The organism is Acinetobacter sp. ANC 4805, from assembly GCF_022549495.1.
Taxonomy (GTDB): domain Bacteria; phylum Pseudomonadota; class Gammaproteobacteria; order Pseudomonadales; family Moraxellaceae; genus Acinetobacter.
In genome coordinates, this window is the sequence record NZ_JAKZGD010000003.1 from 369,682 (window position 1) to 382,410 (window position 12,729).

A 12,729-nucleotide genomic window follows, 5' to 3' on the forward strand; every position below is an offset into this window, starting at 1 on the left:
TTTGCTTATATCCCGAACGCTTAATTATGGATAATATTATTGTAGTTGCTAAAAAAGCAATTAAAAACCAATCACAATTACCTTTTTCAGTTTATTCATCTCATAAAGAACAGATGATTACCAATGTCCCGATTATAAAGCCATTACTCATTTTTATATTGAGTGGTACTAAGAAATTGGGTAAATCTGGCTCAGTCGAATGTCTGTCGGGTAGCTTTGTATTTTTATCGAATAGCCCTCGAATAGATATGCGTAATATTCCGATTCAAGAAGAATATTTTGCAGTACTTATTGATTTTGAACATGAAGATTTTTCTGAACTTCCTAAAAGCCCAGCGCCGTATAAAAAATATTTTCAGGGTGAAATCAACCCTGTACTTGCCAGTGCATTATGCCAATTTATGGAGTTCTCATCGATTGCACCGGCTCAAGTAATGAGACTGAGAAAAAGAGAAATACTGGAGATTATTTATCATTCAGGCTACAAAGATGTTTGTAATATTGTTGAGCCTCCGAGTTTAAGTGAGAAGGTTCAATCAATGATCTCAAATGATGTTTCTTGTGATTGGCCTGTGGATTTAATCGCTTCTAATTTATTTATGAGTGCTTCAACATTAAGACGTAAACTAAAAACTGAAGGTAATAATATTCAAGATATTCGCAATCGAGCGCGATTAGGTTATGGTCTGCATTTATTACAAACGACACAATTCCATATTGGTAATATTGCAGAGCAATGTGGTTATCAATCTCAATCTCGATTTACTGAGCAGTTCAAATTACTTTTTGGTATGACCCCACGAGAAATTCGTAAAACTAAAATGCTCGATTAAAGATAATTTATGACGTATTCGGATATATTCTGAATTAATAAATAAACTTATTATTTTTGTGTAACACATCATTAAGAAAATTAAGGAATGAATATGAAAAAAGTAGCAGTTATTCTATCAGGCTGTGGTTATTTGGATGGTGCAGAAATTCGAGAGTCTGTTTTAACGCTATTGGCATTGGATATTGAAGGTATTGAATACAGTATTTTTGCACCTGATATCCAACAATATCACGTAGTGAATCATATAGCAGGTGAGCCGGACCAATCTGCAAGTAGAAATGTACTACAAGAAGCAGGCCGAATTGCACGTGGCAAGATTAGTCCAATTACTGAATTGGCAGCAGAACAGTTTGATGGGCTGCTTATTCCTGGTGGTTTTGGCGTTGCAAAGAATCTGTCGAGTTTTGCTTTTAAAGGTTCAGACGGTGAGGTAGAGCAATCAGTGATTGCTGTTCTGCAAGCGTTTAAAACAAGCAACAAACCAATTGGTGCGATTTGTATTTCTCCTGCATTATTGGCACTGACGTTTGGTGATCTTCAACCTACACTTACGATTGGTCATCATGCTGGAACGGCTGCTGAGATTGAGAAAACAGGTGCTGTGCATCAGGTTTGTGAAACCAATGATTGTGTTGTGGATACGACGCATCGCTTGGTTACAACACCAGCTTATATGGATGACCACGCTAACTTAAAGGATATCTTCCAAGGGATTTCTAAGTTGGTGAAAGCGATGGTTGAGCTGAGCAAATAAAATTCAATGGATCGGGGTGGCGTGTTTTCTGCCCTGATCCATTTCAATCAATCATTTGAGATTGACGCAGTGCTGAATCGTTTTGTGAATTCTTATATTCGTTGTGCGCTTCCAAATCGGTTTATAAAAATGCACAAGTTGCTCTATGAACCGTGTTTTGATTTGTATTTGGCGTATTGTGAGTTTAATCAGCAATATTTTGATATGAATTTATTTGATGAACTCTCAATTCTGCTTCCAACCCAGTTGCAATCCTATTCCACTGTTAGGCAAAGTGAGTTTTTAGCAGGGCGCTACGCAGCAAAATTGGCATTAGCTGCAATGCCTGAAAAACTTTGCTTAGAGCAAGTGATAATTGGCGGACGTAAAGAGCCGATATTTCCTAAAGATTTGATTGGCACATTAACGCATAGCGATACCATGGCAATGTGTGCGGTTACATCATCAAAAGACCTTTGCTTTGTAGGAATTGATATCGAACCGATCATGACAAAAACAGATTTCTCAGGAATAGAGGGGAAAGTTTATTCTGCAAGAGAGCTTCAGTTATTAATAGCAAAAGGAATAAATAAAGAAATAGCGGCTACATTGATCTTCTCTGCAAAGGAAAGCATATTTAAGGCATTTTCGAAACAAATTCATCATGGTATTGATTTTCATCGTTTTGAATTATCTGAGCTTATCTATCTAGGGCATTCGCTTTCAATGAAATTTGATGTCAGAGAAGTCAATTTTGAAGCTCAAATTATGGTTTCAGCAAAAATTCACAAAAAGCATGTTTTAACGCTTGTTGCACAATAATTATCATCTAAAACCTATCATTCTTTCTTCACTATATAGCAATCGGTTAGATCGTAAATCCTCGTCCATGAGTACCGATAAATATGTGATTTCGTAATCATTTCGAATATATTATTCAATTATAGGATCATGAAAAAATAGCATTAGGCGAAATATGCATATTGATTTAAACAGCGACTTAGGCGAAAGCTATGGCGCTTGGAAAATGGGCAATGATGAGCAAATTCTTTCAATCGTTAGCAGTGCCAATATTGCATGTGGTTTTCATGCAGGTGATCCCTTAAATATTTTAAGTACTTTAAAACAAGCAGCCACACAGAATGTAAGTGTAGGTGCGCATGTTTCCTATCCAGATTTGGTTGGTTTTGGTCGCCGTAATATGGATTTGTCTTATGATGAGCTATACGCAGACGTGCTTTATCAGATCTCAGCTTTGCAGGGATTAGCCCAAGTCGCAGGAACGAAAGTGACTTATGTCAAACCACATGGTGCGTTATATAACACCATTGCCACCAATTTAGCTCAAGCCCAAGCAGTGATTGATGCAATGCAGCATTTTGATGAAACATTAGTTTTAGTTGCATTGGCGGGTTCACCATTAATTCATTTTGCTCGTGAACAAGGTCTCACTGTTATTTCTGAAGCATTTGCTGATCGTGCTTATCATCGCAATGGTGCATTAGTTTCTCGTCGTTTAGACGGTGCAGTTTTACACGATGCTGAAGTTATCGCTCAGCGTGTACTGAATATGGTTTTGAAAGGTGGTATTGAGTCGATTGAGGGTGACTTCACTGTAATTCATGCGGATACAATTTGTGTGCATGGTGATACGTTTGGAGCGGTACAAATGGCAGAAAAAATCCGTCAGGTATTGCTCGAAAATCAAGTTGATGTTCGTGCTTTCGTGGTTAAGTAACTTTTAAACGTTTTGCAAGAGCCGTTTTATGCGATTTTTATCCGTCAATTTAGATTGTTTTCTGATTGAATTTCAAAGTTTAGAAGAAACTATGGCAGCTTATGACTGCTTAAAACAGAAACATCACCCTCATATACAGGAACTCATTCCTGCAGCGCGTAGCATACTGATTTACTTTGATCCTTTACAGGTTGATCTCCGTACATTGATTCGATGGATTTCAACTCAGAAAGTCAATCAGGATGCTTTGCGCAAAGGCAAAGAAATTGTGATTGATGTCCGTTATAACGGGATTGATTTAAATAATGTCGCTGAATACTTGGGAATCAGTACCGATCAAGTGATTCAGAAGCATACGAATGTTTACTGGCAAGTTGCATTTATTGGTTTCGCACCTGGTTTTGCCTATTTAATTCACCCAGAACATGCTTTTGGCAGTATTCCGCGTTTAGCATCGCCACGTAAAAAAGTCAGTGCGGGTGCGGTAGGGCTCGCGGGTGAGTACAGTGGGATTTATCCAAAAGACAGTCCTGGCGGGTGGCAGTTGATTGGTCAGACTGATGCGGCATTATGGGATATCCATCGGCAACAGCCTGCTTTGTTACTTCCCAGTGATCATGTGATTTTTAAAGATATTCGCCATAATCCAACCCAAGTGAGTGTACCTGCTCAGTCATTTTCTCCAGCCCAATGCATTCAAAAACCGATTGTATTTTGTATTAAAAATGTGGGCTTACAGGCGTTGATCCAAGACGAGGGGCGTAAGCATCTGGCTGAATGGGGTGTGGGACGAGCAGGAGCAATGGATCAAGGTGCATTTCAGCAGGCGAATTTAATCGTTGGGAATCCAAAAAATGCAGCCGTTATAGAAGTATTAAATGGCGGATTACGATTACAGGCTTTAAAAGCGATGGTCATTGCTGTGACAGGTGCGGAAACGGAAGTCTGGATTACTTATGTTGGCGCGGATAAAGTCAAAGTGGCCTTGTATCAGCCGATTGCTTTAGATCATGGCGATGAAATTTATATTTCAGCACCTAGTGCAGGGATTCGAAATTATATTGCGGTACGTGGTGGTATTGCTGTTGAGCAAGTCTTAAAGAGTGCTAGTTATGACTCTTTGGCAGAATTGGGTACAAAACCAATCCAAGTGGGTGATGAGATTTACTCTGCCCAATTAAAAACGCAGCCTGTCAGTTTAAATGTAATTGCTGCGGCATTACCTAAACAAGGTGAGACGATTACCGTTGATGTTGTATTAGGCCCACGTACGGATTGGTTCGCCGATGAAAGTGTTGATTTATTGTTTAAGCAGCGTTGGTTGGTCAGTACAGAGAGTAATCGAATTGGATTGAAACTAGTTGGTGATCTGCCTTTACAGCGGCAGCTCAATCAAGAGTTACCAAGTGAGGGGTGTTGTACAGGCGCTTTACAAATTCCACCCAACGGTCAACCTGTATTATTTATGAATGATCACCCTATTACAGGCGGCTATCCTGTGATTGCTGCAGTTGCATCCTATCATTTAGATTTGATCGCGCAGATTCCTACGGGTTGTTATATTCAATTTCGTAAAATTTCAGATTTCATGGACATCAAAGAACATGCATAACAAACATAAGCTATTGATTGCGAATCGTGGAGAGATTGCTGTTCGAATTATACAAGCCTGTCAGGACATGGAAATTGGATCAGTCGCCATTTATGCAGATGATGATATAGGCAGTTTACATGTCAAACTAGCTGATGAAGCTTGGGCATTATCAGGGCAGACAGCACAGCAAACCTATTTAGATATCAATAAGATTCTTGATATTGCGCACAAAGCCCAAGCCACCATGATTCACCCCGGTTATGGTTTTTTATCAGAACGTGCTGAATTTGCCCAAGCAGTGATAGATGCAGGTCTGATTTGGGTTGGACCATCTCCTGAGAGCATTTATAAACTTGGCGACAAAATACAGGCGCGTAAGATTGCACAATCAGTAAATGCGCCATTGGTGCATGGGACTGAACAGCCACTTCAATCAGCTCAAGAAGCGGTAGATTTTGCGAAACAGTATGGTCTTCCAATAGCAATTAAAGCTGCCTACGGTGGCGGTGGACGTGGCTTAAAAGTCGCTTGGCAACTGAATGAAGTTGCTGCTTTATACGAGTCTGCTGTACGAGAAGCATTAGCTGCTTTCGGTCGAGGAGAATGTTTTGTTGAGCAATATCTAGATCGACCTAGACATTTGGAAGCACAAATCATTGCAGATCAGCAGGGGAATGTTGTGGTTGTGGGAACGAGAGATTGTTCTTTGCAGCGCCGTAATCAAAAGCTAGTGGAAGAAGCACCTGCACCGTTTATTGATGAGCAAATTCATACCCAACTCATTCAATCTTCAATTGCGATCTGCCGAGCTGCTGATTATGTCGGGGCAGGTACAGTAGAATACTTACTTAGCCAAGATGGTCAACTGTCATTTCTAGAGGTTAATACGCGCCTACAGGTTGAACATCCTGTGACGGAACAAACTTCGGGTCTTGACTTGGTGGTTGAACAAATTCGGATTGCCTTAGGTGAACCCCTTTCTATTCAAGAAATGCCAAAACCAATAGGTCATGCAATCGAATTCCGGATTAATGCAGAAGATCCAGCACGCGGTTTTATTCCTGCTTTTGGACAGATCACACGTTTTCATCCACCCTCAGGGATTGGTATTCGTCTTGATACAGGGGTCATGACTGGAAGTCTTGTTTCAAGCCATTTTGATTCGTTAATTGCGAAATTGATTATCACTGGTGCAACACGTGAAATTGCAATTCAACGTGCGAAAAGAGCATTGGTTCATTTTGAAATAGAGGGAATTGCTTCAGTATTGCCATTCCATCGTGCAATCTTGTCTGATGCTGACTTTGTTGATGAATTTAAAGTACATACGCGTTGGATTGAACAAGATTGTCGACATGATTTTCCCGATCATTCGCGCAGTAAGTTGAATAATCAGCCTGAGTTACAACGTTATCCAATTGAAATAGATGGAAAACTTCACCAAATTGGCTTACCAAATGTACTTTTTAGTTTAATGGGTACACCGCAGCTCAATCTAAATTCGAATGACTTAAATACTGGTCATAGTGAGGATACTGTTCTAGCACCGATTAGTGGTGTGATTACCGCTTGGAACGTTCAAGAAAATGATCAAGTGAGCCAAGGTGATACTATTGCGATTATGGAAGCAATGAAAATGGAAGTTCCTGTTTTTGCTCACCAAACAGGGAAAATTCAAAAGTTGATAGCGATTAATCAGACCATTATTGCTGACACAAAAATTGCTGAGATTCATTAAAAAACTCAGTCCGTCGTATTGAGCAACATGCCATTAAATCTCCTTTTAGAGATTTAATGGCTGTATACACATTAACGGCGTTTATAAACTGCCATAGCAGCAGGTAAATTTTTACGCATATCGCCAATACGTTGGCTATTTGATGGATGCGTAGATAAGAAAGATGAGCCACTTGCACCATCTAGGCGATCCATTTTTTCCCAGAGGCTAATCGCTGCATTTGGATTGTAACCTGCTCTTGCCATGAGCATTAAGCCACCATAATCGGCACGACTTTCAAGGTTGCGTGAATACGGCAAACCAATACCAATTTGACTACCTAAAGCAATTGCAGCATTACCTAAGTCGCCGATATTTGCACCATGCGCTTCAGCATATGATTTACCAACATCTATCACGATATTTGTTAGACTCTGAGCACCAATTTTACTTTTGGCATGTTCTTCAAGCGCATGGGTCATTTCATGCCCCATAATTGCCGCAATTTCGTCATTGGTTAAATTCAGCTTGTTCACGATACCTGTATAGAAAACGACTTTGCCACCAGGAGCGACATAGGCATTGACGGTATCTGATTTTAACACTGCCAATTGCCATTCAAACCGTTGACCTGTTTGATTCATTTGATCAGCATATGGCTTTAAACGCAAAAATACTGAATTAATACGTTGGTAAGTATTTGAACTCATGTCCAATTGATTTTTGGCACGTGCTTCCTGTGTCATTTTTGAAAAGCTTTGTGCTGACTGAGCATTTAATGTAGCACTGTCTGCACCTGCCATATCAGCAAATGAGGCACAGCCTGAAATCGTGATGGCAGTCATTGCACAAAGGCTTAAAGCCAAATTTTTCATACTTACTTGCTCCGAATCAGTATCTTATGAATATACGTATGATTAGTGTGGATTATAAAAAATGTTTACAAGGCTTTGCATTCAGATTCTCTCTATAATCATAGTAATTGTGTAAGTAGAATAGGGATATGAGGTATATATGAACTTTTCATATAAAACTAAAGCCAGTGTAAAACACTGGCTTTTAAATATATTTCAAAGTGAGATGAAGTTAATCTTCTTCTTCAAGCTCCTCTTCAGAGAAAGCATTATCTTCTAAAGAGGTATCAAAGATCAAAATTGCTTTACCATCAGTTTGAATCATACCTTGATCTTCGAGGGTTTTAAGTACACGACCGACCATTTCACGTGAACAACCTACGATACGACCAATTTCTTGACGTGTAATACGAATCTGACGACCATTCGGTAGGATCATTGCCTCAGGTTGAGCGGATAAGTCAATTAAACAACGTGCAATACGACCAGATACGTCAATGAATGCAAGATCAGTTACTTTACGTGTCGTATTTTTAAGACGACGTACAAGCTGTGCAAACACAGCGTAGCTAAGATCAGGATATTGCTTACTGAGTTCGTGGAAATTCTCGTAAGTGATCTCGGCAATTTCGCAAATATCTCGAGTACGGACTTCAGCAGTACGTTGGGGATTTGTTTCAAACAGTCCCATTTCACCGAAGAAATCACCTGGATTGAGATAAGCAACAACAATCTCACGCTCATCGTCTTCACGTAATATGATTGATACTGAACCTTTTAATATTAAGTACAGTGATTTTGATTCTGTTCCAGCGTCAACAATCGTGGTGCGTTTAGGGTATCTATTAATGTGAGCACGTTTTAGCAATGCTTTAACTGATTCCGGTAATTGACCTGGAGATAAAGCATCAGTGCTAAGATGTGAAAAATTTGAAGTCATGCTTAAAATTTCCGAATTTGGATAAAACCGATCGCACAGGCCCCATTAGAGCCTTTTCTACACAGAAGAGATGAAATTCCTTATCAACTCATTTTATGTTAGTGTACAAGAACTAGAGTAAATTTATAACGTTTTTCGGGTAGTTGCAATGCAAACAAGTGTACATTGGTTAGAGAATGTTGCTTTTGAAGCGAAATCAGAAAGTGGCCATAGTGTGGTGATGGATGGTTCTGCTGAGTATGGTGGGGAAAACCGTGGTCCACGTCCTATGGAATTGATTTTAATGGGACTTGGTGGGTGTGCTTCGTTTGATATTGTGACTATTTTAAAGAAATCACGCCAAGATGTGACCAATGTTGTGTGTCAGTTAAAGGCTGAAAGAGCAGATACGATCCCAGCGGTATTTACAAAAATTCACTTACATTTTGTTGTGACGGGAAAATCTGTCAAAGCCAAGCAAGTTGAAAAAGCTGTTGAGCTTTCGGCAGAAAAATATTGTTCAGCAAGCAAAATGTTGTCTGATGGTGGGGTAGAAATCACACATGACTTTGAAATTATTGAAGCTGAATAATTTTTATTATTAAGTTTAACTAAAAAGTGATCTAAGTGGTTAGATCACTTTTTTATTGCCTAAATAATTTTCATTTTATAAATAACTGCGGATCTACACGTGCATTATTTAGACTCATTCCCCAATGTAAATGTGGACCTGTCGCGCGACCTGTATTTCCAACTAAACCTAAAAGCTCACCTTGAGTAATATGTTGACCTTTTGTGACTTCAATTTTACTCAAATGACAGAACATACTAATCAAACCTTGACCATGATCAATTAAGACCGTATTGCCATTAAAGAAATAATTTCCTGTTTGTATGATGATGCCATCCGCTGGGGCAATCACTTTTTGTCCAATTGGTGCAGGAATATCTAAACCTGAATGCGGTGCGCGTTCTTCTTGGTTAAAAAAGCGTTTTCGTCCAAATGAGTTACTAAATTTACCTGCTGTGGGGCGAATAAAGTTAGGAAGCTGGGTCCAGGTGCTTTGACTGAAAGAGCGATAAATATCATTTTGTTCCTTTGCCTCAACTGCATAACGGTCTAGTTGCTCTTGCTTTGGGTTGACATAGTCTTGATTTTTAAGATTGAGATGCTGTTCTGCGTATTGATAAGGCTTCACTTCAATTTCGATTGGTTTCTGATTGGTTTTTAAGGTCAGTGTTCCTAATGGCGCTGACAGTGGAATACCAAAAATAGCATAACGTTGAGTACCTTCTTGAGAAATAAGCACAGGACTTTGTTCATAAAATATTTGCGTTACCTCCGCTGTGATGGGAATAATGGCGATTCCTCCCGCTCGTCTTGAATCTTGGGGGAGTTGGGCAAATGCAAAGTGAATTGGCAAAAGGCAAACAGCAGCAAAATAGATTTTTTTTAGTAACATGATCATCAGTTTAATTAAATAAAGGCTAAGCTAAAACCTTTGCCATAAAAGTACAATAAAGGTTTTGCGTAAATTTGAATAGATAGAAAAACTATACAAAATATACTTGAAATAGGTTGTTTATATACCCATATTATTACTAAGTCTTATATTTTATGTTTTTTATAAAATATTGAAAAATATATAAATTTTATTTGAAATTTGAAAAATCATTCCCATCTTAGTGATAAGTCAGAAATTTGTTGTGAGGAATAACAAGAATGCGTTTTGAAAAATTTACCAACCGTCTACAGCAAGCACTCTCAGATGCACAATCATTGGCAATGGGTAAGGATCATACTGGAATTGCAGGGATTCACATATTGTCGACTTTACTTGAAGAACCAGCCAATTTGAGTTTGTTGCAACAATCAGGAGCACGTTTGCCTGAGTTAAAACAGAAGCTAGAGCAGGCACTAAGCAATGCGCCAACTTTGGCAAATCCAACAGGTGATATCAATCTAAATCCTGAAGCGGTAAAGGCACTGAATTTAGCTGACCGTTATGCCCAAAAGGTGGGTGATGAATTTTTATCTACAGATTGGGTGTTGTTAGGTTTGGCAGAAACAGGTGAAACCAAAACCATTTTAAATAGTGTTGGTGTCACACCTGATAATTTACGCAAAGTAATTGAAAACATTCGAGGAAATGACAAAGTCATGAGCAATAATCATGAAGATCAACGTGATTCACTGAATAAATATACGATTGATTTAACTGAACGTGCTTTAGCAGGTAAATTAGACCCTGTGATTGGTCGTGATGATGAAATTCGTCGTACGATTCAGGTTTTATCACGCCGTACTAAAAACAACCCTGTTCTAATTGGTGAACCGGGTGTCGGTAAAACTGCCATTGTTGAGGGTTTAGCCCAACGTATTATTAACGGTGAAGTCCCTGAAAGTTTGAAAAGCAAACGAGTACTGTCTTTAGATCTCGGTTCATTACTTGCTGGTGCTAAATATCGTGGTGAGTTTGAAGAACGTTTAAAAGCTGTACTCAAAGACCTTGCAAAGCATGAAGGTGAAATCATCCTATTCATTGATGAGTTACATACGCTTGTCGGTGCAGGTAAAGGTGATGGCGCAATGGATGCAGGCAATATGTTGAAACCTGCATTAGCGCGTGGTGAATTGCGTTGTGTTGGTGCAACCACTCTAGATGAATATCGTCAATATATTGAGAAAGATGCTGCGCTTGAACGTCGTTTCCAAAAAGTACTCGTTGATGAGCCAAGTGTTGAAGATACCATCGCAATCTTACGTGGTCTAAAAGAGAAATATGCGACCCATCATGGCGTTCAGATTTTAGACTCGGCGATTATTGCTGCAGCGAAGATGTCACATCGTTATATCACCGATCGCCAACTCCCTGATAAGGCCATTGATTTGATTGATGAAGCAGCATCTCGAATCAAAATGGAAATTGACTCGAAGCCAGAAGCTTTAGACAAACTCGATCGCCGTTTAATCCAGTTAAAAATGCAATTGGAAGCGGTGAAAAAGGATGAAGATGCGGGCAGTAAAGCCGAGGTGAATCATCTTGAACAGCAAATTGCTGAAAAGCAAAAAGAGTACAATGATCTAGAGGAAATTTGGAAAGCTGAAAAAACACTGGTTGAAGGTGATAAGAAGGCCCAAGTTGAATTGGATCAAGCACGTGTGGCTTTGGAAAAAGCAAAACGTGAAGGTGATTTGGCTGAAGCAGCTCGCTTGCAATATGGTGTGATTCCAGAGTTACAAAAACGTTTGGAGCAAGCCGAAGTCGCAGAAGAAAATGAAGAACCGAAGCTGATTCGTACTAAAGTGACTGAAAATGAAATTGCTGAAGTGGTGAGTGCTGCAACAGGTATTCCTGTGGCGAAAATGTTGCAAGGCGAGCGTGAAAAGCTGCTCAGTATGGAAGATTTCTTACATAATCGTGTGGTTGGGCAAGATGAAGCGGTGGTGGCAGTTTCGAATGCAGTACGCCGTTCACGTGCAGGTTTATCAGACCCAAATCGCCCAAGTGGATCATTCTTGTTCTTAGGTCCAACGGGTGTCGGTAAAACCGAGTTAACCAAAGCATTGGCAAATTTCTTATTTGATAGTGATGATGCCATGATTCGTATTGATATGTCCGAGTTCATGGAAAAACATTCGGTCAGTCGTTTGGTTGGAGCACCTCCGGGTTATGTTGGTTATGAAGAAGGTGGTGCTTTAACTGAAGCAGTACGCCGTAAACCATACAGTGTGGTTTTATTTGATGAGGTGGAAAAAGCGCACCCTGATGTCTTCAATATCTTATTACAAGTGTTGGATGATGGTCGTTTAACGGACTCACAAGGTCGAGTGATTGATTTTAAAAATACAGTGATCGTGATGACGTCTAACCTCGGTTCACAGGATGTTCGTGAATTGGGTGAGGGGGCAACTGATGATGAGCTTCGTACTGTAGTGATGAGTGCAGTAAGTCAGCATTTCCGTCCAGAGTTCATTAACCGTATTGATGAATTGGTGATTTTCCATTCATTACAAAAAGCTCAGATTCGTGGCATCGCCGATATTCAGTTGGATCGTTTACGTGCACGATTAAGTGAACGCGATATGGCTTTAACTGTGGACGATACAGCATTTGATTTATTAATTGATGCTGGTTTTGATCCTATTTATGGTGCACGACCATTAAAACGGGCGATTCAGCAACAAGTGGAAAATAGTTTGGCTCATAAAATTTTATCTGGTGAGTTTCAAGCAGGAGATAACATCTTAATCAAAGGTGAAGATGGGCATCTTGTGTTTGATAAAATGAAGTTGAGTTAAAGTATATACTCTCAACGTCACAGATTGACTAGGTGT

The 12,729-nt window shown here is 39.5% G+C and carries 11 protein-coding genes; 8 read left to right on the plus strand and 3 right to left on the minus strand.

Annotated elements, in window-relative coordinates; translation table 11 throughout:
• Positions 1 to 26: 26 nt before the first annotated feature.
• The 6 genes from MMP60_RS06220 (at position 27) to MMP60_RS06245 (ending at position 6,638) form a co-directional block, all read left to right on the plus strand.
• A complete protein-coding gene (locus tag MMP60_RS06220) occupies positions 27 to 833 on the plus strand; it encodes an AraC family transcriptional regulator (RefSeq protein WP_241335459.1) in 807 nt (268 codons plus the stop codon).
• 93 nt (positions 834 to 926) lie between these two features.
• Complete coding sequence (gene elbB / locus MMP60_RS06225) at positions 927 to 1,589, plus strand: isoprenoid biosynthesis glyoxalase ElbB (protein WP_241335460.1); 663 nt, start codon at positions 927 to 929, stop codon at positions 1,587 to 1,589.
• Between the two features lie 204 nt (positions 1,590 to 1,793).
• Positions 1,794 to 2,390: a 4'-phosphopantetheinyl transferase superfamily protein gene (locus MMP60_RS06230; protein ID WP_277603689.1), complete on the plus strand. Its 597-nt coding sequence runs from the start codon at positions 1,794 to 1,796 to the stop codon at positions 2,388 to 2,390.
• 154 nt (positions 2,391 to 2,544) lie between these two features.
• Positions 2,545 to 3,306, plus strand: coding sequence for a 5-oxoprolinase subunit PxpA (locus tag MMP60_RS06235; protein WP_241335462.1), 762 nt, complete (start codon positions 2,545 to 2,547; stop codon positions 3,304 to 3,306).
• Positions 3,307 to 3,334: 28 nt separating this feature from the next.
• Positions 3,335 to 4,918 (plus strand): urea amidolyase family protein, encoded by a 1,584-nt coding sequence (locus MMP60_RS06240; RefSeq protein WP_241335463.1) that lies wholly within the window; start codon positions 3,335 to 3,337, stop codon positions 4,916 to 4,918.
• Positions 4,911 to 6,638 carry a biotin carboxylase N-terminal domain-containing protein gene (locus tag MMP60_RS06245; protein ID WP_241335464.1) on the plus strand — a complete coding sequence of 576 codons (1,728 nt, stop codon included), beginning with the start codon at positions 4,911 to 4,913 and terminating at the stop codon, positions 6,636 to 6,638. Before MMP60_RS06240 ends, MMP60_RS06245 begins: the two co-directional genes overlap by 8 nt.
• Positions 6,639 to 6,709: 71 nt before the next feature.
• Here MMP60_RS06245 and MMP60_RS06250 read toward each other — a convergent pair whose 3' ends face one another.
• Positions 6,710 to 7,492 (minus strand): M48 family metallopeptidase, encoded by a 783-nt coding sequence (locus MMP60_RS06250; RefSeq protein WP_241335465.1) that lies wholly within the window; start codon positions 7,490 to 7,492, stop codon positions 6,710 to 6,712.
• A 211-nt stretch (positions 7,493 to 7,703) separates the two neighbouring features.
• On the minus strand, positions 7,704 to 8,411 hold the full coding sequence (gene crp, locus MMP60_RS06255) for a cAMP-activated global transcriptional regulator CRP (RefSeq protein WP_241335466.1): 708 nt from the start codon (positions 8,409 to 8,411) through the stop codon (positions 7,704 to 7,706).
• Between the two features lie 148 nt (positions 8,412 to 8,559).
• Between crp and MMP60_RS06260 the strand changes: the two genes are divergently transcribed.
• Positions 8,560 to 8,982, plus strand: a complete 423-nt coding sequence (locus tag MMP60_RS06260) for an OsmC family protein (RefSeq protein WP_241335467.1) — start codon at positions 8,560 to 8,562, stop codon at positions 8,980 to 8,982.
• Between the two features lie 70 nt (positions 8,983 to 9,052).
• Here the strand turns inward: MMP60_RS06260 and MMP60_RS06265 are convergent, their stop codons facing one another.
• Entirely contained in the window at positions 9,053 to 9,853 is an 801-nt protein-coding gene (locus MMP60_RS06265; RefSeq protein WP_241335468.1) for a M23 family metallopeptidase, read from the minus strand.
• Positions 9,854 to 10,113: 260 nt separating this feature from the next.
• Here MMP60_RS06265 and clpB point away from each other — a divergent pair, with 260 nt between their 5' ends.
• A complete protein-coding gene (gene clpB / locus MMP60_RS06270; RefSeq protein ID WP_241335469.1) occupies positions 10,114 to 12,693 on the plus strand; it encodes an ATP-dependent chaperone ClpB in 2,580 nt (859 codons plus the stop codon).
• Positions 12,694 to 12,729: the final 36 nt, after the last annotated feature.